This is a genomic window from Absiella sp. AM29-15 (assembly GCF_003434225.1).
Lineage (GTDB): Bacteria > Bacillota_I > Bacilli_A > Erysipelotrichales > Erysipelotrichaceae > Hoskinsella > Hoskinsella hominis.
The window spans coordinates 1-21523 of the sequence record NZ_QVFL01000024.1 but is presented as its reverse complement, the minus strand read 5'-3'; the positions used below and the strand labels follow the sequence as shown (position 1 = coordinate 21523).

Annotated in this window: 22 protein-coding genes; 21 read left to right on the top strand and 1 reads right to left on the bottom strand. The window is 31.5% G+C overall.

Annotated elements, in window-relative coordinates; genetic code table 11:
- Positions 1-51 precede the first annotated feature (51 nt).
- The 11 genes from DW761_RS19215 (at position 52) to DW761_RS21235 (ending at position 11175) form a co-directional block, all read left to right on the top strand.
- Positions 52-663: an HAD family hydrolase gene (locus DW761_RS19215; RefSeq protein WP_117519079.1), complete on the top strand. Its 612-nt coding sequence runs from the start codon at positions 52-54 to the stop codon at positions 661-663.
- Complete coding sequence (rlmD, locus tag DW761_RS19210) at positions 657-2012, top strand: 23S rRNA (uracil(1939)-C(5))-methyltransferase RlmD (RefSeq protein ID WP_117519078.1); 1356 nt, start codon at positions 657-659, stop codon at positions 2010-2012. Before DW761_RS19215 ends, rlmD begins: the two co-directional genes overlap by 7 nt.
- Before the next feature lie 270 nt (positions 2013-2282).
- Positions 2283-3272 (top strand): DUF4062 domain-containing protein, encoded by a 990-nt coding sequence (locus DW761_RS19205; RefSeq protein ID WP_117519077.1) that lies wholly within the window; start codon positions 2283-2285, stop codon positions 3270-3272.
- Positions 3259-3459 carry a hypothetical protein gene (locus DW761_RS19200; protein ID WP_117519076.1) on the top strand — a complete coding sequence of 67 codons (201 nt, stop codon included), beginning with the start codon at positions 3259-3261 and terminating at the stop codon, positions 3457-3459. Before DW761_RS19205 ends, DW761_RS19200 begins: the two co-directional genes overlap by 14 nt.
- Before the next feature lie 23 nt (positions 3460-3482).
- Positions 3483-4154 carry an ATP-binding protein gene (locus DW761_RS21250; protein ID WP_199485667.1) on the top strand — a complete coding sequence of 224 codons (672 nt, stop codon included), beginning with the start codon at positions 3483-3485 and terminating at the stop codon, positions 4152-4154.
- Between the two features lie 21 nt (positions 4155-4175).
- Positions 4176-4625 (top strand): hypothetical protein, encoded by a 450-nt coding sequence (locus DW761_RS21245; RefSeq protein WP_199485666.1) that lies wholly within the window; start codon positions 4176-4178, stop codon positions 4623-4625.
- 123 nt (positions 4626-4748) lie between these two features.
- Positions 4749-6116, top strand: coding sequence for a reverse transcriptase domain-containing protein (locus DW761_RS19190; protein WP_117519075.1), 1368 nt, complete (start codon positions 4749-4751; stop codon positions 6114-6116).
- 196 nt (positions 6117-6312) lie between these two features.
- Positions 6313-8331, top strand: coding sequence for an RNA-directed DNA polymerase (locus tag DW761_RS19185; RefSeq protein WP_117519074.1), 2019 nt, complete (start codon positions 6313-6315; stop codon positions 8329-8331).
- A 371-nt stretch (positions 8332-8702) separates the two neighbouring features.
- Positions 8703-9626 (top strand): recombinase family protein, encoded by a 924-nt coding sequence (locus tag DW761_RS19180; RefSeq protein ID WP_117519073.1) that lies wholly within the window; start codon positions 8703-8705, stop codon positions 9624-9626.
- A 143-nt stretch (positions 9627-9769) separates the two neighbouring features.
- Entirely contained in the window at positions 9770-10348 is a 579-nt protein-coding gene (locus DW761_RS21240; protein ID WP_199485665.1) for a hypothetical protein, read from the top strand.
- Between the two features lie 44 nt (positions 10349-10392).
- Complete coding sequence (locus DW761_RS21235) at positions 10393-11175, top strand: hypothetical protein (RefSeq protein WP_233513137.1); 783 nt, start codon at positions 10393-10395, stop codon at positions 11173-11175.
- Positions 11176-11544: 369 nt separating this feature from the next.
- Here DW761_RS21235 and DW761_RS19170 read toward each other — a convergent pair whose 3' ends face one another.
- On the bottom strand, positions 11545-11892 hold the full coding sequence (locus DW761_RS19170) for a winged helix-turn-helix transcriptional regulator (protein WP_117519072.1): 348 nt from the start codon (positions 11890-11892) through the stop codon (positions 11545-11547).
- A gap of 91 nt (positions 11893-11983) precedes the next feature.
- On the opposite strand from DW761_RS19170, the gene DW761_RS19165 reads away from it, so the two are divergent.
- The 10 genes from DW761_RS19165 (at position 11984) to DW761_RS19110 (ending at position 21451) form a co-directional block, all read left to right on the top strand.
- The gene (locus DW761_RS19165) at positions 11984-12661 is read left to right on the top strand and encodes a flavodoxin family protein (RefSeq protein WP_117519071.1); all 678 of its coding nucleotides are present in this window, start codon (positions 11984-11986) and stop codon (positions 12659-12661) included.
- A gap of 654 nt (positions 12662-13315) precedes the next feature.
- Positions 13316-13453, top strand: coding sequence for a hypothetical protein (locus DW761_RS21550; RefSeq protein ID WP_233513136.1), 138 nt, complete (start codon positions 13316-13318; stop codon positions 13451-13453).
- 350 nt (positions 13454-13803) lie between these two features.
- Positions 13804-14652: a helix-turn-helix domain-containing protein gene (locus tag DW761_RS21545; RefSeq protein WP_233513135.1), complete on the top strand. Its 849-nt coding sequence runs from the start codon at positions 13804-13806 to the stop codon at positions 14650-14652.
- Positions 14582-15157, top strand: coding sequence for an ATP-binding protein (locus DW761_RS21540; RefSeq protein ID WP_233513134.1), 576 nt, complete (start codon positions 14582-14584; stop codon positions 15155-15157). Before DW761_RS21545 ends, DW761_RS21540 begins: the two co-directional genes overlap by 71 nt.
- A 641-nt stretch (positions 15158-15798) precedes the next feature.
- On the top strand, positions 15799-16635 hold the full coding sequence (locus DW761_RS19135; protein ID WP_117519069.1) for a MerR family transcriptional regulator: 837 nt from the start codon (positions 15799-15801) through the stop codon (positions 16633-16635).
- Between the two features lie 77 nt (positions 16636-16712).
- Positions 16713-17189, top strand: a complete 477-nt coding sequence (gene tsaA / locus DW761_RS19130; protein WP_117519068.1) for a tRNA (N6-threonylcarbamoyladenosine(37)-N6)-methyltransferase TrmO — start codon at positions 16713-16715, stop codon at positions 17187-17189.
- 9 nt (positions 17190-17198) lie between these two features.
- Positions 17199-17756: a GNAT family N-acetyltransferase gene (locus DW761_RS19125; RefSeq protein ID WP_199485663.1), complete on the top strand. Its 558-nt coding sequence runs from the start codon at positions 17199-17201 to the stop codon at positions 17754-17756.
- Between the two features lie 419 nt (positions 17757-18175).
- Positions 18176-18976 carry a hypothetical protein gene (locus DW761_RS19120; RefSeq protein WP_117519066.1) on the top strand — a complete coding sequence of 267 codons (801 nt, stop codon included), beginning with the start codon at positions 18176-18178 and terminating at the stop codon, positions 18974-18976.
- An 829-nt stretch (positions 18977-19805) separates the two neighbouring features.
- Positions 19806-20309, top strand: a complete 504-nt coding sequence (locus DW761_RS19115) for a hypothetical protein (RefSeq protein WP_117519065.1) — start codon at positions 19806-19808, stop codon at positions 20307-20309.
- A gap of 158 nt (positions 20310-20467) precedes the next feature.
- Positions 20468-21451 (top strand): AbiH family protein, encoded by a 984-nt coding sequence (locus DW761_RS19110; protein ID WP_117519064.1) that lies wholly within the window; start codon positions 20468-20470, stop codon positions 21449-21451.
- The last annotated feature ends 72 nt before the right edge of the window (positions 21452-21523 follow it).

Here is a 21523-nt window from a genome sequence, read left to right as displayed (position 1 = left end):
CTTTTTTTCATTTACAATTTCTAGTACAATGTATCTGTGAGGTAGATAGATATGATAAAAAATATTATTTTTGATATTGGAAATGTTTTAATGACATTTTCTCCTGTAACGTATTATAAAGAAATTTTTCATGATGAAGCTTTGACAGAAAAGGTATGTCAGGCGATATTTTCACATGATGCATGGTTAAAATATGATCAAGGCGTTTTGTTTATGAAAGACTTATATGAAATATACCATAAAGAATACCCTCAATATCAAACAGAAATTGATATTATTTTAAAAGATTGGATGAAATTAATGCAGCCAATGAAAATATCTTTTTCACTTATGCAAAGATTAAAAAAGGAAGGATACCATATTTATATCTTGTCAAATATCAGTAAAGACAGTGCAGATTATTTAAAAGCAAATCAGTCGTTCTTTGATTGGAGTGATGGCTGTGTATTATCTTATGAAGAAAAAATCGTAAAACCGGATACAAGAATCTATCAGATTTTATTAAAACGATATAACTTAAAAGCAGAGGAATGTTTGTTTATTGATGATAATGAAAAAAACATTATCGCCGCAAAAGAAATGGGAATACATGGGATTACATTAGATCATAGTGATCAAATAGAAACATATGTGAATACATATTTGGAGAAAACAACATGTTAAAAGAAAAGCAGATGGTAAAAGGTAATATTCAATTTATTGATGAAGATGGCAACGGTGTCTTTTATGCAGGAAAAGATAAAGTATTGGTTCGTCATGTATTTGAAAAGGAACAGGTACAGGCAAGGATACAAAAGCGTATTCAGAAAGGATATGTGGCAGAACTTATTCGTGTCGATCAAAAACATCCGGGAAGAATTAAACCAGCTTGTCCTATATTTGAAAAATGTGGCAGTTGTCATTTGTTACATATGGACACAAAGGCGCAAGCTGATTTTAAGAAGAATCAATTGATTAAGTTGTGTAAAGATGCAAAACTGCCTTTACAAGTTAAAGATATTCTAACAATGAAGGAACCATATCATTATCGTAATAAGATGATTATAGGATTTCAGAAAGATAGAAACAGACATATTCAAGCAGGGTTTTATGAAGAATTTTCGCATAAGATCATTCCTTATAAACGATGTTTGTTGCATCCGGAAATCTGTGATGAAATCATTGAAGAAATCGTATCCTTGATGGAAAAACTTCGCATTGAACCATATGAAGAAGATAAAAGGCGTGGCTTACTTCGTCATGTATTATTACGTTATGGGAAACAAAGTGGTGAAATCATGGTGGTATTGGTAATCAATCAAAATGTGTTCCCCGCAAGAAAGAACTTTGTGAATGCGTTGCTACAGAAGTTTCCTAATATCACAACGATTGTACAAAATGTAAATACACGGAAAACAAGTGTTGTATTAGGTGATCAGGAGCGTGTACTGTATGGAAAAGGATATATTGAAGATACACTATGTGGTTTAAAATATCGTATTTCTTCTAAGTCGTTTTATCAAATCAACCATGAACAAACACAGGTGTTATATCAAACAGGCATTGATCTACTTGATTTAAAAGGAAATGAAAAGGTTTTGGATGCATATTGTGGCATTGGAACGATTGGTATGAGTATGGCACATAAAGTGAAACAAGTCATTGGTGTAGAAATCAATAAGGATGCAGTGAATGATGCCATTGTGAATGCAAAAATTAATGATGTAAAGAATATTCGATTTATCTGTGATGATGCATCTACCTATATGAAAAAAGCACAACAGCGTAAAGAACGTTTTGATGTTGTGATTATGGATCCGCCAAGAAGTGGAAGCAATGAACAGTTTCTGTCTGCATTAGTGAATATGAAACCAAAACAGATCTTATATATTTCATGTAATCCGATCACACAGGTTAGGGATATGCTGTATTTGAAGCGTTTTGGCTATGTTGGAGATATGATGCAGGGAGTAGATATGTTTCCGAATACGAATCATGTGGAGACGATAGTACTTTTATCTAAGAAGTCATGAGATAGTACGATTAATGTGAATAGCGTGACAGTTGATAGATAAAAATTCAATAGTGAAAGGTAATATACGGGATGTAGTAATGCTAAATTTATCATTAGTACATGCCAATTTATAAAGTTATAATGCAGGTTTGATGATCAAAGAAAGATGCATAAAGAGTAAATGGGATTACTGTGGCAACTGACGGTACAGCCGTTATAGACGTTGGAGGCAACGAATTAAAAATGATACAAAAGTGATAAAAGAAAAATATATGAGGAGAATATTGATATGAAGAATAAACGAAAGTTTTCTATTTTTATAAGTTCTACCTATGAAGACCTTAAAGAAGAAAGACAGTCATTGATAGGCGTAGCACTTGAGAATAATTTCATTCCTGTAGGAATGGAGCAATTTCATGCTGCCCCTACAAGTCAATGGAATGTCATAACGAAGATGATTGATGAGTGTGATTTTTACCTTCTTGTTATTGGAGGACGGTATGGATCAATTGATGAAGAAACCGGTATAAGTTACACAGAGAAAGAATACAATTACGCAAAAACTAAGGGACTACCTGTGCTCGTTTTGATTAAGCAATCTTCAGCTATTGCTGAAAGTGAAAAGGATACTGGAGACGGCAAATATGATAAAATGAAAAAACTTGATGATTTTAGAGAAAGGGTTAAGAATGATAAGAATACTGTTGATTTTTTCACAGATATAAACAGTTTAAAGTATGTGGCATCACCGACATTTAGGAATGCCATTAATTATGTTGATGATAATGCTGGATGGATTCGATATCGAGATATAGTAGATGTAATCAACGAAGATGCAAAAGGACTGTTAGAGAGTAACCAGTTCCCCTTGAAGAAAATTCCCACAATGTTTCAAAACATGGGAAATCAAGAAAAAGATAAAACAGTTATAGGTCAAGATGATGTTGGTAACATTTCTGTGGAATCAGCTTTTCTGTTAGTGTATGCAGCTGATGGTGACGGTCAAATCATGAAGATACAGATACTTAGTGCACCTACTCAGATTTTTGTATCGGGTAAGCAGTTTATGGCTGAAAACTCAAAAAGAGAATCAGCAAGGTGGATAGAGGCGTTAGACCATCTTATTGAGTGGGGATGGGTTAAAGATGTAGGATATAAAGGTGAAATATTTGAATTAACAGGAACCGGTTACAGAAAAGCAGATTTCTTGAAGGATAGAATGGAAATTGATACTTCAAAAGATCCGCTAGATGAGTTAAAAGAGTATGAAAGAATGTAGCAAATCAGTAGAAGATTATAATACCATTGAGATAATGAACACCTATGTAGAAATCCTTGGTTTAGGCGCTTTTTTCAAGCATATAGTGTTCCCTAGTGATGGTGAAAAATGCAGAATTATGGTGATAAAAGATTACACCAATGTTTCTGTGGTGGTTGATATAGAGTATGGAGATACAACAGAATAGGATTTAAAAAAAGAGGTGTTAAAATGGTAAATTTAAAAGAAGAAATTCAGGATTTGATTTCTCTTAAACAAGAAGGTGCATATTGGGATTTTAAAAAAGAATGGTATGATGAAAGACATAAACAAGATTTGCTTCATGATATTATATGCATGTCAAATAACTTAGCTAATAGAGATGCGTTTATAATAATCGGTGTTGATGAAGAAAACAATTATGAGATATTAGATATGAAATCTAATTCGAATAGGAAGAATACACAAAAAGTGGTTGATTTTCTAAAAGATAAAAAGTTTGCAGGTGATGTTAGACCAACTGTAGTAGTTGAAACGATTGAAATACAAAAAAATCACATAGATATCATAGTCGTAAAAAATAGTATGAATACACCATTTTATCTAAAAGAAAAATATTTAGGCGTTTGTGCTAATCAAATATATACTAGAATTCAAGATACAAATACACCAATAAATACTTCAGCTGATATAGATAAGGTAGAATGGTTATGGAAGAAACGATTGGGACTAATTCAATCTCCCCTTGATCGTATTGAAACTTTCTTTCAAAATCCTAATGATTGGGAAAATAGTCCACATGGTGAAATGCAGAAATATTATAAGTTCTTTCCAGAATATACATTGCAATATGATTATGCTGAAGATGGACGAGATGGATATGAGTATTATTTATTTTCTTAAACTGATACTACTCCTCGATGGATGGATATTAAAATATTTTATCATCAAACTTTGATGGTAGATGTTGGTGGTATTTTATTGGATGGTGGAAGATATATGGCTGTATGTCCTGAAACTAGTGGTATTAGTTTAGATAACTGGTCAAAATGGGATATTTCCTATAAATATATGACAAAGGATTCTTTTCTATATAAATTGAATGAATTCCTTTATCGGCATGAATTTTCTGATGAAGCTAGATATTCCCATGACCGTTATTTTGAAGTGATTTTATTGTTTGATAGTGAGCAAGAAAGATTATCGTTTAAAAACTATGTCATTGAACATTGGGATGAACGTGAGGAATATTTAAAACAGATTTTTTGTCCGCATATACCTCAACTTGAAGGATATGTGAAAGATACATTTAAAAAAGATTATGAAAATGCATTAATATTAAAGTTAATGTTAAAAAAGTTTCGAAAAAATTAGTTTTAGATGATTTTAATTGATAACCTTAAAACAGTAAAGATTTTGATAAAGTTATGTTATTTACATACACGAGTCTTTAAAAATCAATGATTAAAAGTTTAAATGTTTTGAAGAGGTGAGGATATGAGCATTGAGAAGGAAATCGAGAGAGCTGTAAAGAAAATTAGTTCTTTAGATACAGAATCAAATAAAAATGATGTAGAGCTTGAAACTATAATAAAAAATGTAGTGGAAACAGTTAAGAAACAAGAATATGATTTTTCTAATACTATTACAATGACATTGAAACAAGATGGAAAAAAAAGATATGTTAAGCAATATAGTGATTTATACAGTACTGAAAATATTTTAAGTCAAAGCATTAAACAAATTCTTGATAGATCATTTAAGGTAAGATACTCAAATCGAAATAAAACAACTAAAAAATTATTCAATATTATATTAGCAATTAAACAGATGTCTGATTTTACTATAATCAAGTTTGATTTTAAAGATTATTTTAATTCAGTTTCGGCTATTTATGCATTTGAAAAATATATTAAATCAAATATTTTAGATCGTGCCGAACAAAATTTAATTGCAGATTATGTTTATCAAACAAAATATGCATATGCTGGATTAAGAACTTCAAATTCTATTTCTGAGATTATAGCAAATCAATTTGATAAATTAGTAAAAGAAACCTTTTTAGATAAAGGTATTGTGTTTTATGAAAGATATATAGATGATAGTATTCTTATCCTAAATGAGTATATTGATCAAACTGATGTTAAAGAAATTTTGAACAATATTATTAAAAATATTTATCATGATAAAGAATTTTTATTAGATAATAAATGTAAAACGAAATTTAATAAGAATAAATTCTGCTATATATCTAGAAGATTTTTAAATTCTGTTTCTAGTTCATTAGATTTTTTGGGGTATAAGTTTGATTTTTCTATTGTAAATAAAAAAGTTGAAGTAAAGTATGGAATAACTGCTCAAAAACAGAAGAAATATAATAGAAAAATAGACCAATTTATTAAATGTTATATTACACCAGGAACATCTGATTATGATAATTTAGAATTATTAAGACATAGAATTCGGGCGTTTACTTGCAGAGAAGTATATCTTGGTAAAAAGTATAATTCAAATGTTTGGAAGGTAAAGGGATTTATATCTAATTATGGAGAGTTGAGATATTTTCTAGATTCAGATTTAATCGAGGATACTACAATGGATTTTTTAAAAAATATGATTATTAATGCATTTGATCGAAATGGAGTTTCTAAACCGAATTTTCTTAATACTAATGGATATAATTTGTTTGATAGTATGAAAACTAATAAAACAATATTGTTAGTTGAACATATTGGATATGATTACAATTCACTTGTGAATTTGTGTAGAAAGGTTGGAATCAGTAATATTGATAACTTAGGTCATCATAGAGGATATGGAACTCTAGTAAGAGATTATTTAATTAAGATTAAAGTTGGATATTAATATACAAAACGGCAAAGTTACCTTTTGATGGTTTCTTTGCCGCTTTGGAACATTTGCCGTAGCTATGTTCTTAACACTATATAATTTTACCAGTGTTGATAAGTTATTGTATAGTGCCGATGATGTGTGTACATTTTAATGTACTACAAACATAATGTTCGCATTTTTATAATAAGAGAAAAGGAGGAATTTGTCAATGTCATGGAATGGACTAGAAAGAAATCGATTAGATTTTATTTTAACCGATTTACTTCCTGTTGAACTATCAGAACTTTTTTCATTTTCACAGTTTTATTCGTTTCTGTTGGAAAAAGAACAACAGAAAACTATCGCGTATCTTATTGAACAATTAAAAATAAATAAGCATAAAGATAGGAAAATGTTTGAAAGTAATTGGAGTACTAAGCCTTTAAAATATAAGGTATTAAAAGGAGACAATTCTATGCGTGAAATGAGCTTATTACAACCATTTTCTGCAATTAACTTATACTTATTTATGGAATGTTATCAAAAAGATATTATTAGTTTTTTTGAGGATAATCATATTTTTTCAATTCGTTATCATAAAAAAAGTACAGATTTATATTATAAATCAAAAATCAACAAGGCTGTACATTATTTTGATGCTATTTCTACACGAAATGGGAAAGGTGTAATTCAACAAATTGGAAATTATATGAAAATTATACCTTTTCAGTCAATTAATTCATTTACTGGTTCTAGAGTTTGGCGTATGTCTAATTTTAAATACAATTTATATGCTAAAATAGACTATAAAGCTTGTTTTGATAGTATATATACACATGCATATACATGGATTATTGAAAGAAATGTAGTTGATGCAAAAAAAGCATCTAATTCCCATTTGTTTATTACGATTGATAGAATACTTCAAAATATAAATGGACGTTCTTCAAATGGGATAGTTGTAGGTCCAGAATTTTCCAGAATGATTGCAGAGATTCTTTTACAGCAAATTGATAATGAAGTTGCTCTATCCTTATCTAATGAGGGTATTATTTATGAACATGATTATGTTATTTTCAGATATGTAGATGATATTTTTTTGTTTGCAAATGAACAAAGAGTAATTGATACGATTATAGATAAATATAAAGATGTTAGCGGAAAGTATCTATTAAGATTGAATGACGCAAAATTAGTTAAAGAGATGACACCATGGTTGCCTAAAGAATGGTTAGAAAAGACTAGGACATTATCGGATATAATAAGTAATTTCTTTTATCAAGGAAAAAAGTCAGAATATGATTCTCTTCCAGATGAACGAAAATTTCTAGTTAAAACGGATTTTATTTCTGTTGATAGAATAAAAGATGAAATTGCAATCATAATGAAAAAATATAAAGAAGATAGGAGAACTATTGTATCGTACTTATTATCTACTTTTTTGAATAATATTAGTAAGAAAAAAGATGGTTATCAACTGTTTGGTGAGCAAAGGATTGGAAAAGCACTATTATTAATCGATTTTGTATTATATATTTATGCATTTTATCCTTCTTTTGACCAATCAAGAAAAGTTATTTCAATAATTTCATATATTAATAGCGAACTTGATTTTAAAGGAAATGTAATACATAAAGTTAAATTAAAACGAGCAATAGTTCGATATTCTTTTATATTTCAATCTGGAAATTTATTTGATTTATGTGACTGGTTTCCATTTTTATTAGAATATGGAATTTCACTTGATACAATTACAGAGAATGAAATTATCAAGAAAGCGAAAATCCATAATGATCCAATTATATGGGCAAATTTATTACTGTATTCTAAGTATAACGAAGTGTTTTTTACAGACATGTTAAGTAATTTAGAAATAATTGTACAAAAGCAAATCGATAAAATAACGGATGAAGAACCTATGATGCAAGTTGAATTTTGGTATATATTGATTTTTCACAATTGCCCTTTTTTATCAGCGGGAATAAGACAGAAAATGTTTGATATAATTGAAAAGATTAAAGTAGAGGCTACTAATAAAGGGAATAAATATCCATCGACATATGTCGAAATATTAGTGTGTGATTTTTTGCAAAGACATTCACCTGCTGGTAATAAGCCTGAAGAAAGTCTTTTCAATTGGAAAGGTATAAAAAACTTTAGTGATTTAGTAACGTACAGAACTTATCAAAGAACTATTTTCAAACGATATGGTAAGAAAGTTTCTGGTTTATATGTAAGTGTAGAATAAAAAAATTCTCTTCAACAAGGGGTTACTGCACCCAATTCATAGCAGTTACGAACATGCGAGTCATGTTGAGTGCGTAGTATTGATGTCAAGAGTAGGAAAGTAAAGTGTAAAAACAGCGTGAAAACAAGGGATTTCCGTGATTTGAGGTTCGACAGCCTGTCGGGATTTCTGTCATGATTTTTTCTTTCAAGAAACATATCCACTGTTTTTTTCTATAAGGTTGAGTTGACAGGATGAAAACAGGGGGAGGTTGTGGAGATAGGATTGTTATGAGGGTAGGTTGAGTGGATAAGATGGTTGCAATTTGGCTAATCAACATAAACCAAAAACAAGGCTATGATAAGTAGACGATAAAGAAGGGGTGATACTTTATGTCGGATAATAAAAGAGTGCATTTTATTCCACCCATACCAAAACGTGAAAAGCGTGTTGGTATTTATTGCCGTGTCAGCACGAACAGTGTGGAGCAATTGCAAAGCTTAACGGCACAGGTATCGCATTTAACCAGAATAACAGCGGCAACACCTCAGTGGCTCTTAGCAGATGTCTATATGGATATCTCAACTAGTAAAACGGGTTCGTCCAGAAAAGAATTTAATCGAATGCTGGAAGATTGCCAATCTCGAAAACTGGATATTGTCATAACAAAAAACATAAGTCGATTTGGGAGAGACACGGTTGAAACGTTCGATGCGTTGAATCAGCTAAAAACACTTGGGATTCGTGTAATATTTGAACAGGAAGAATTAGACACTGCGAATACAGACAGTGATTTGATTATTTCTGTGATTGAATCCGTGGCACAGGCAGAAAATGAATCCCGCAGTGAAAATATAAAATGGGGAATCAAGAATCGTGCTGCGTCTGGAAAATCAAAATTGTACGATAGAAAATGCTATGGATACAAGCACGATGCGGCAGGTCGATTAATAATTGATGAGGAAACAGCAAAGAATGTAAAGCTCATATTCGATTTGTATCTAAATGGACAAAGTGTTATAGGGATTATTACAGAGTTGGAACGAAGAAAGATTCCAACACCAACCGGAAAAGAAAAATGGTGCAAAAGAACAATTGATGTTATGCTGAGTAATGAAAAGTATACAGGTGATGTTATGCTTTTGAAATCAGGAAAAAGTGAAGTTCAGTACCTGTCTTCAGATAACAATCCTGCAGTAATCTCGAAAAAAATCTTTGAAGCGGTGCAGGCTGAGAAGAAACGTAGAAGCAATGTTGTAAAAAATGAGAGTGGTAGTAATAGAAAAAATAGCAAATATAGTTCGAAGAAAAGGTGAGGTATATTTAATTTTCTATATTAGGCACATCAAGAATAATGAATTGAGTAAAAAAGATGAGACATATATGGAACCTTATACAATATATAGCACATAAAATTTATAAATTTGAAGGACTCAAAAGAAAAAAGGAGGATACAATCATGTCTGACTTGGCATATAGTAAATATTCTTATGCATGTGAAGCATTAAATATTGATGTTTATTTTAAATTTAATAATTCTGTTATATTTAATACAGAAAAAGAAATTATTACGCATGACGGTGTATCTACAAAAAAATGCAGAGAGGTAGTAGTAATTACTGAATGCAGCGTTGAACAATATAATGGCCCAATGGAAGTAAGTAGATATTGCAGGGGTCAAATATTAATAATACAAGGGATTCTCTCTTTTTTTACAGGTTTTCCGTTAACAGTGTATAATGTTGATAATTCATCGGCAGGACTTACCCCAATACAATATCATCAGCAAGAGACCCACTTAAGAATAGATGATCTTGAGTTTACATCAGATTTAATAAAAATGCTTGAGCGAATTAATGAGGAACCAAAACTTATTGTAACACTTTTAGACAGATGGAGAAAAGCTATATATATGAAAAGTGAAAGTTGCGATGCTGATTTATATTATGATGAGGCTACGTTAAATTTTTTTCATATACTTGAGTTGTTTGGAGAATGCAATGCAAAAGAATTAAAAGATAAGTTAGAAAAAATATAGAAAATATGTTGGAGAAACATTTCAAGCTATTCTATTTTAATGAAATGCAAGTAAAACAGATGGTAAGTCAAAATAAAAAAGCAATTAATAGCATTTTAATAGGTGATTATTTAAATTTATCCATTAAAATAAAATATTTTTTAGAAAAGTATGGTATGCTAGATGATAATGTTTCTTTTTTTGTGGATAATATGATAAAAATCAGAAATGCAATTGCTCATGGGAGAATTACTTATCAGGATAAATTTATTTGGCCGTTACCGCCATTCTTTAATCTGGCGAAAGATTCATATGAAAATATTGAGTTTCTTTTCTTTATGACGGCAAATATGATCTCAAAATATGTGGGAATAAACTGTTGGGAAAATGAATGGGAGGAGGCAAAAGTATATTTACTACCACCTAAAGATATTATTGAAAACTTTATCAATGATAAATTGGAAATTGAAAATTTTAAAAGTACAATGCTGTTTGATGGAAATGAATATAACATAACATGGAGAACCATTTTTAATCATTATATAAAGAGCCCTAAAAAAGCGTTTTTGGAAAAAATGGAAATAAAATTAAAAAAATATTTTGTAGAATTACATATAAATGAAGAACAGGCACCGGATATTTTTAACATCTCATTACTATTTGCGGATTCTGCTGATAGTAGTATCAGAGATAAGGCAGTTGACAATATTAAAATTATTATAATGAATAAATGGTATGGGTGGTCAAACTTTAAAGATGCATATTCATATTTAGACTTCTATAATGTTAAAATAAAATGGTACAAAGAATTTTTGGATAGTATAGAATATTTGAATTTATCAAAATAGCCTAAGCAAAATAACATAGTTGCGGTGACATCGTGGATGTAAAAAACTTGAAAATATGGGCTTTAGGCGCTTTGGACTTATTTTCTAAATAGCCTAAGTTTCACATGTGGAGACGATAGTGTTGATGTCAAGAAAAAATAAGTAGGATTCACTGAAACTAAATATCAGCGTGTCGGTGGTCTTGAAGATCATAAAGGTGATATACGAATCAAATAATCACTTGTCACCGATTAATGACCTGCTGCAAGAACTGCAGAAGGAACTACTCAAGAAAGCACACAATAATCAGAAGTATGATGAGTTTGTAAAGGAAATCTACGAGCTGCTTGAAGAAAAACAAAGGGTGATTATAAGCAAGTTTTATGAGATTTATTTTAGTTCCCAATCATCTGGAACATGTTCGTGTCCCCAGGCACATAATGCATCAAGGATTGGCATCAGTGATATTCCAAGTTCTGTAAGAGAATATTCAACTTTTGGTGGTATTTGTGGATATTCATTGCGAAAAATGACACCATCAGCTTCTAATTCCTTTAGTTGATTACTTAACATTTTGTAAGAAACATTACCTAATCTGCGTTTCAATTCATTATATCGTAGGATATCTTCATGCAAAATCCAAAATAGGATATGCATTTTCCATTTGCCATTTATGAGAGAAATGGCATAACCAAAGGGTCTGATGTCTATAGGGTTATCTTTATTATTAGATTTCATTTTACACTCTCCTTTTAGTAAGTATCTAACTAAAAAGTGCATACTTACTTTAGTATGAATATTATTGTAAAATTTCAATAGGAATTTGTCAATGAATCAGGAGGATAACGAGAAGAAAGTAATGATAGTAAATGGAAGTAGCCATACAAATGGAACAACAATGGTAGCAATAGAAGAAATGATCAAAGTATTTGATGCAGAAAAAATAGAAACCGAGGTTGTTCAACTTGGAGGAAAGCCGATAGCAGACTGCCTTCAGTGCAATGTGTGCCAGAAGACAGGTGAATGTGTTTTCAAGGATGATGGTGTCAATGAATTTGTAAAAAAGGCAGAGGATGCAGACGGATTTGTGTTTGCGACACCTGTATATTTTGCTCATCCAAGCGGACGAATTTTCTCCTTCTTAGATCGAGTATTTTACAGTGCAGGTTCAGAAGAAATCTATAAAGCATTTCAATTTAAGCCAGGGGCAGCTATTGCAGTTGCCAGAAGAGGTGGATGTTCAGCAACAATTGATGCTTTAAACAAGTATTTTGGAATTGCACAAATACCAATAGCAAGTTCTACTTATTGGAATATGACGCATGGACTTACTGCTGATGAAGCATTTAAGGATGAAGAAGGTATGCAGACAATGAGCAATCTTGCCAGAAATATGGTATGGATGATGCGTTGTTTTGAACTAGGCAAGAAGAATGGTGTACCTTACCCACAGACTGCTACAGAGGCATGTACAAATTTCATCAGGAGAGATGATGGTCAAAGATAAAAACGGACGATAAAACAAATCTATTAAAATTTGTATTAGTGTAAAGATCAGTGAGTAAAATTGCTGGTCTTTTCTGTTAGATTGAAATTGAGAATTACACCAATTTGTGTTAAAATATTTATTAGCTTTATGGCTTATTTTGATATGGTCGTTTGTACGTACGGAATGGATAGCAGGCATAATTTAGTGGGTGACCTAATGTATGTAGTTGATTGACCACAAAAATAGGAAATACGTAACATTGATTCAATTTGGCAAGTTGTAAATGAGGAATTTGCAAATTAAGAAAATTGAAAAGAAGCATTAGAAATTAGAAAATTTATATAGAGAAAAGTATGAGAGATGATTTTTCGCAAGCTATAAAGGATTTATTGGCAAATAGAGTGGGATGGAAATGCAGTAATCCCAATTGCAGAAAAGCGAAATGTGGAGCTGGAACAGAAAAAACGGATATTGTAAACATAGGAGTCGCATCTCATATTGCTGCCGCGTCTGAAGGCGGGTCCGAGATACGATGAAAATATGATAGCGCAGGAAAGGAAGTTTCCTGAAAACGAAATATGGTTATGCCAGTCTTGTTCTAAATTGATAGATTCTGATGTAAAAAGATATAATGTTGATAAGTTGAAATAATGGAAAGAATTTTCGGAACAGATGGCGATTTTAGATTTGGAAGAGGCTGTAGTAGGAAAAACGGATGAAGATAAAGAAATGATAAAATTCTTTAAACAATGTTTTGATAGGGCGCTTTTCATGATAGAATATGTCAAGAAGGAAAATGGAAGATTTTGATAAAGCTATGGAGAGGATGAAGTGATGTACTGCTTTTATGACAGAGAATTAGGGATGTGGTTTGATTCTACACGGGAAGAGATTCTGAAAATAATATCTTCAATTTGTGAAGATATAGGAGTACAGGGATTACAATTTCACAGAAAGCCATATAAATGGTAACTAATTATGATGGGGATAGAAAGGATTGTTTCAGGCAGTATCGAGTTTTTTTTCGTAAAAGGTGCATTGTATCAAAGACAATACTCCTTAAGAAGCTGCCTGTGAAAGGGAGATATCTTGCCTTATATAGAAAACCATAGGATAGTATTAATTAAGCAAATAATTATAATTTAGGAGGTGATGGCACTATGGCAGAGAGCCAAAACATAGAATGGAAAGAGTCGTGGCGTGACGAATATCTGAAATGGATATGCGGATTTGCCAATGCGCAGGGTGGCAAAATATATATTGGCACACGGGATGATGGCACAATTATTGGAGTGAAAAATTCCAAAAAGCTGTTGGAGGATATCCCCAACAAGATTCAGAATAAATTAGGAATTGTGGCAGATGTAAACCTGCTTACCAAGGATGGCTTGGATTACATTGAAATTGTAGTTAGCCCATGGTCGTTTCCTGTGAATTACGATGGTGAGTATCATTATCGCAGTGGCAACACAAAACAGCTGCTTCGTGGCAATGCTCTGACCAATTTTCTGATGGCAAAGACTGGACTGAAATGGGATGCCGCCACGATTTCAAATATCGGGATTGATGATTTGGATAAGGAGAGCTTTGATATTTTCCGAAGAGAAGCTTTACGCAGTGGTCGTATGTCCAAAGAGGACTTGGATATTCCAAATGCAGGACTGTTGGAGAAGCTAGATTTGGTGGCAGATGGCAAGCTCAAGCGTGCTGGAGCTTTATGCTTTTACCGGGAACCAGAGAAAGTCATCGGAGGCTGCTATGTAAAAATCGGTAAATTTGAAGGCAGTGAACTGCTGTATCAAGATGAGGTACATGGTTCTTTACTTATTATGGCGGATAGAGTGATTGACCTGATTTATCTGAAGTACCTGAAAGCTGCCATTTCCTATCATAAAGAAACACGGGTGGAAACCTACCCATTTGCCCGTGATGCTGTACGTGAAGCAGTTTTTAACGCTCTTATACATTGCAATTGGGCTGACAATGTTCCCGGTGCAGATACGAATTGAAGATGATGCAATGTTCATCAGTAATTGCAGTATGCTGCCATTTGGTTGGACAGCAGAGAGGCTTTTAGAAGCCCATGCCTCAAAGCCTTACAATCCGGATATTGCAAGGGTGTTCTATCGTGCCGGATATATTAAAAGCTGGGGACGTGGTATTCAAAAAATCATTGATGCCTGCAAAAACCTTGGTGCGGACGAGCCGGAGTACATTGTTAGTGGCGGAGATATTATGATCAAGTTTATTGCACTCCAAAGCGCCAAAGTGATTGATTCAAAAGCGCCAAAGGGTCACGATGAACCTTTGAAGGAACCTATGGAGGAACCTTTAGAAGAAAAGATTCTTCAGGTTTTGCGGAATACACCAAATTGCACATATGATGAGCTGACTGAAGCACTTGGAGTATCACGCAGCACGGTAAAAAGGTCAATCAAGCTGCTTTCTGAGCATGACAAAATCGAGTGTAAAGGCGGTAAGAGATACGGATATTGGGAAGATCATGAAGAATAAGCGGAAGTTTCAGTTGTAAAGAAATACTTAATAACTAATGTTGGAGAACTAATAAAGTGATTATTGCAGATTTTGCAATAACCACTTGCTATTTCTAATCCTTATGAAACAAGAGGTATTTTAATTGGAAATTATTCTTCCAATCAAGCAATAGATAATTTTGCAAATAATACCACCACCTAAAAATTCTAGATATGCAAAGTGTACTTTTTATAGGGGTGTAGATGGGTTGAAAAGAATATTAGACTTGGCATGGAATCAAGGCCAGTATTATTTAGGAGAGTGGCACTATCATCCAAATTCATCATCGGCACTAAGTAATATAGATAAAAGTACCTCGACCAGAGGACAAAGGCAGCACAGATTTCACAATTTGAGCTTGAGCTTGCTAAGACAGGTGGAAACTGGAAGATTGTAGGATAATATGAAAAAAGACGTGTCGTATATTTCTGGTTCTTTCTTGTTTTATGGTAAATTAGGAAAAGAGATTTCAAAAATGATTATAACCATTAATCATCTAGAAATCTCTTTTTTTCAAACTACCCATTAACGAGTAAGAACCATATTTCTAGGATGAGTTTTTTCTTATTGAAGTATAAAATAACAACGTCTATAATTAGTGGTAGGGATGGAGGGATAGAATGTTTAGAATTGGTGAGTTTTCAAAATTAACGCAAGTATCTGTTCGCATGTTACGATATTATGATGAAACAGGTCTGTTAAAACCTGCTGAAATTGACACTTGGACAGGATACCGTATGTACTCTGTTGAACAAATTCCAACTTTAAACAAAATCATATATCTACGTGATAGTGGATTTAATGTATCTGAGATAGCCATCGCACTGAGTTGTGATGATAATACTTTAACAATTGAACTGCTTGAGAAAAAACAACGTGAAATAAAAAAGAATATGCAACTAGAACAAGAAAAGTTAATGAAAATCGAAACAGCAAAACAAGAACTATTGAACGGAAAAAATGAGATACATTATAATGTTTCTATTAAGTCTATTCCCAGTTATTACGTTTTGTCACTTAGAAAAGTAATACCTAATTATTATGCAGAGGGTGAATTGTGGAAAGAATTATCTGATTTTGCTAAAGAAAGAAACATTGACCTTTCAGAAGATACATTCTCCATTTACTATGATGAGGATTATCGAGAAAAAAATGTAGATGTTGAATTATGTGCAAAGGTAAATAAGTCTGGACAAGATATAGGTGGCTTTAAGTTCTATTATACGAACCCCGTTCCTATCATGGCTTGCACTATGGTTTACGGTGATTTCTCCAATATATCTATTGCATATAATGTTTTTGCCAAATGGCTTCAAAAAAACAGTCAGTACATGATGTATGGTGAAAACAGACAAATCGTACACCGTGGTCCATGGAATGAAAAAGATCCACAAAAATATCTAACTGAAATTCAAATACCATTGAAAGAAATGGAAAAAACGTCTTGTGATAATTAGCAAGATGTTTTTTATTGACTCTCACATGGTGTGAGGGTTTATCGTTAGATTACAGATAAATAGAAGGAGGAAAAAATATGACGACATATAAAGTAAATTCAATTGGAGTTATCTGTAACAACGAGGAGAGAGTGTTTATTAAACTTGAGCCGCAATTTATACCAGCTTTAAAAGCACTTGAGGGTTTTAGCCATATCAATGTATTTTGGTGGTTCAGTGATTTTGATAGTGAGCAATTTAGGTCTACATTAGTAACAGATCAGCCTTATAAAAATGCTCCCGAACAAATGGGTATTTTTGCTACGAGGTCACCAATACGACCAAACCCTATTGCATTAACGGTAGTAGAAGTTATTAAAATTGATTATCAAAATGGTATCATACAAATTGGATATATTGATGCTAATGATAACACTCCATTACTTGATATTAAACCTTACACGCCTAGTCTGGATAGAGTTGAAGTGCCTGTTGTGCCAGAGTGGTGTAATCATTGGCCGAAAAGCTTAGAACAATCCGCTTCCTTTGCGTGGAAAAATGAATTTAATTTTTAGGAGTGAAGAATGATGAGTTTACAGGATTTTGTATATGAAAAACCAATGATTGATACAGAACATCTTACGTTAAGAGTCTTAACTCCAAATGATATTGAAGATTTAAAAGAATGGATTAGTGATTTATCAATATATAAATATTGGGGAAAACAACCCTCTAAGGGTGAAAAAAAGCCAGAGCTATTATTTGAAAAACAAGAAAAACCAACGAAAAGTTTTCATTGGGGTATCGTACACAAAAATGATAATAAAGTAATTGGTGAAATGTGGGTTTATCTTATTGAAAATAATAGGATGGCAAAAGTTGCCTTTCGCCTTTCCCCTGCTTATCAAGGAAATGGTTTTATGGCAGAAGCACTAACAGGTGTTGTCCAATTCTGTTTTAAAAACACAGAATTACAACGGTTGTGGAGTGATGTGCATATATTAAATCATGCATCTTACAAAACAATGGAAAAAGTCGGATTCATAAGAGAGGGACATATTAGGCAGGGGAAGATGGTGAATACCTACTGCGATTATTATTTATATGGATTACTTAAAAGTGATGTAATGCCTATGCAATAATATACTAGACTATGAACACCTTTTTAAGCCAACAGTTTATGTACATCTGTTGGCTTATTTTTGCTTCATGCTACATATTTATATTTTTCAATCATGGAGGATTTAGTTTTCCCCCCTTCTTTAGACTTAACAATATCATTAGCAACAATCTCCATAATTACCATATCTTTGTTGGAGAATGTTTCAAGTTATTTCTCTAGCTGCCTGCGTCTTGTGCTTTTTGATTGACTGATGGCAGGCAGGAAAAATTCATCTTAAATCAAGAAGTGTTGACTTAAGGTATTATAATTGAATAGACTTTATAAAACTAAATATAAGAGATATTTATAAATTTAGTTAATATTACTACGAAGACTATACATCACATTTTTAAAGCAGTATAATTGAATCATTAAATATGAGAGGGAGGATATAGTTAAGTGGAAAAGCAATGTAAAACATGTGAGTTTAATTTTAATGGTACTTGTGCAGAATATAATTCTTTATACGGATATGGCAACAAAATAATAGACAACACAACATACTGCGACAGTTGGGCGGCTGGATTAGAATATTTTACAGATATGATGGAAAATGCACCCCGCTTTCTTCTAGAGAAATATAATGAATTTAAAATTTCTTATGAAGATCTGTTAAAATTTTACGACGATTATAAGTGTGGGAAAAGTATTCCTATTGATTTTTTTGATGCAGTAAAAGTTGTATATGGTTTAAGCATAGTTGATATAGCTGTATTACTAGATGTCTCATTTGGTGTTGTATATCGAGCGAAAACACGAGGAATACCAGAAAAACGCAGAAAACAATTTGCGAAGGTACTATGCATAAATACAGAACTTTTGGATTTGAAGGATACATCAAGTTTGGGTGAATTATCAAAATCTCGTGATATTTTCTATAGCCAACCTAATATAATGAGTCAAATTCTAGCAATGCCTGTATGGAAGAAAGAACTGGCAAGTGCCATTAGTTCCACATATTTACACTGTCCGATTCATTTAGCAAAAGAATTTGCTCGTATTGATAAATTTAATTGGGCAAATAATATGAAGTTAGATGAGTTAACAGAGGTGGAAAAAGAATTGATTAATTTCATGAAAAAGAAAAAGTTTGATGATAAAAAATTCGTAGGTATTGAATATAGCTTAGATATTGCTTGTAAGCCGCATTGCTGTTTAAAATTCAATTCGGTTGATAAAATAAATGATAATAATCAATAGGAATAGCCACCTGTAACATTATAATTGATAAGGTCAGCTAAAGTAGTGATGATAGCAACATGACATTATCAGGATTATGACATCAATTTGGAGAAAAAATTATAAAATCAAGAAGTGTAGTATTCATGATATAATTCAAAAGGGAGTGATAAAATAGCTGAGCAGGAACAAATCTTTTTAGCAATTCTTGATGATATTGAAGAAGCATTAGCTTGTAAATGCTATTATGTTACTTAAGTACAAGCACTTACCATTCCAAATATATGTGGAAGAGCTAAATATCCTTTATGTACATCATCAAAATTCCGTTATATTGCAAGGTACAGTGATCCTAAGCTACAAACAAAACAAACAGACCTTGTGAGATACCATGTAAAAGTTATGATAAAAAGCATATGGCCTTCATAAACGGAAAAGTGATTTATGATTTCTCTGCTCTTTTGTTTATTCAGGAAATCTAGGTTTAGCAGAAGGTAGAATACAACGTTTTTCAATTTTGGTAGGGGTTGGTGATTGGTGTGATTCTGGTAGTACAACTTCTTATGAGATACATTTGAAAAATCTTTGTGAGAAACTGATATGTACTGAAAAAACTATTATGAAAAGAATAAGGGGAAATTCAATTTTTTTAATTATTCGTTTATTGATGTTGATGCAAGGATAAAGGTTGATAAAATCTTATATGAAGAAAAATAAACATATTATGATTTCTGTATATTATCAAATGTTAGAAAAATATGAAAAATACATAAGTACTATTAGTGAAGTTAAAGACCAAATTAACATAATGATTTGCTTATTAAGTTAATTAAGTAGTATAGGAGGAAAAATGACAAATCAAGAGGTATATAATTATATTAAAAAACATGTAGATGACCATGTGAATAAAGATGGCAATGAATATCTAGCAGACTTTTATGTTAAAAAAGGATATGGCCAAGTCAAAGGAGGATATTTTGAAGAGGCTTATATACTCGAAAAGAAAATATATAAACCAGAGGCTGAACCAAGTCAAAAATGGCACTTAATAGTTTCATACTATGATTATAAAATAGAAAAGCAGCAGATTAATATGCAAGAAAAAGCAAATCTTGGTAGAATTGTTTGTCCTCAGTTAATGTTGTGGATTGCAGAAATTGCTGGTTTAAATCAAAATATTTTAAAAAGTGCCATGGAACATGCTATTAAATATGAAAAAGACAATAAAACTAAGGATAGCCGCAAGATTAAGAATATGGTATTAAAAAAAGAATTACATTGGACAGAAATTATAAACTGTATAAAAAATGCAGATACATGGGAAGATGTTGTAACTAGAATTGACAGTATTTGATTTAAAGTATAGTAAGATGTTTTTTGAAAGAACATTTATGTGTTTTGTGTTTTTATGAATAAATCATATGGATTTTATAAATAAAGAAGTGGTAGAATACAGGAAAAAATGATATAACAATTTATGTAATAAGTATAATGTAGAAAGGAAGGGATAGTATGAGCAAAATTATTATAGTTGGAAATGGCTTTGATTTAGCACACAGATTAAAAACAAGCTATAAAGATTTTGCAGATTCTTATAGGGATAATCCAATATTAATTAAATTCCAAGAATTATTTAATAATGCGATGGATGATAGCTGTAAAAAAACTACTTGGTTTTCTTTTGAAGAAAGCATGCACATAATTGCTGATTCAATTTTTCAAAAAAATTTTTGTGATGATCTAGATCAAGATAAAATTGATAGTATTGAATTTGAACAAGAAGAGTGTAATAAACTTTTTTCAAATTTAAGTAATCTTCTTTTTGAATATTTAAATACTGAATATGAATCTAAGAAAGGTAAAATAGAAATATTGAAAAATATAAAAAATGAAATTGGAAAAAATGATTATGTGATATCGTTTAATTATACAGATACAGTAAAGTTATATTCTCAAAATATTAGGTTTATCCATGGTTCAATTAATGAGGATAATCATATTATTCTAGGTTATCCCAATAATGAGGTATCAGATCTTTCATCGTATCAATATAAAAATTATTGGAAAGAAAAAATGAAAGAAAGATTAAATTTTATTCGATTTCTGAAATTAAATGACATAAAATCAATGAAGGGTGTGTTAGAAGAATTTGCAGTACATTTGGATTCGTTATTTAGTGGTAAAGGGGGATATGAAGATTTAAATTATACCTCAGAAGAAATTAAACAATATGCAAAATTAAATGATTATAAGGTGTCAGAAGATGCGTTAAAATTTGATTATAGTGATATAAAAGAGGTTATTATAATGGGACATGGATTAGAGTCGGATTTAGATTGCTTAGAAACAATTTTTAAAAAAATTGCCCATTTGGACAAGGTAAAACTATATACCTATAATGGAGAGGAAGATTATGAATTACATAGAAAGATAGATGTTTTACAAAAAATATCTAACTTTGAAAAAATTGATTGTTACAATTATTTTGACAAATAAAAAAAAGGAGCAAAAATATGCAATGCCAATAAGTTAAGGGTATTGACAACAATGAAAAGTGATATCTAGTGA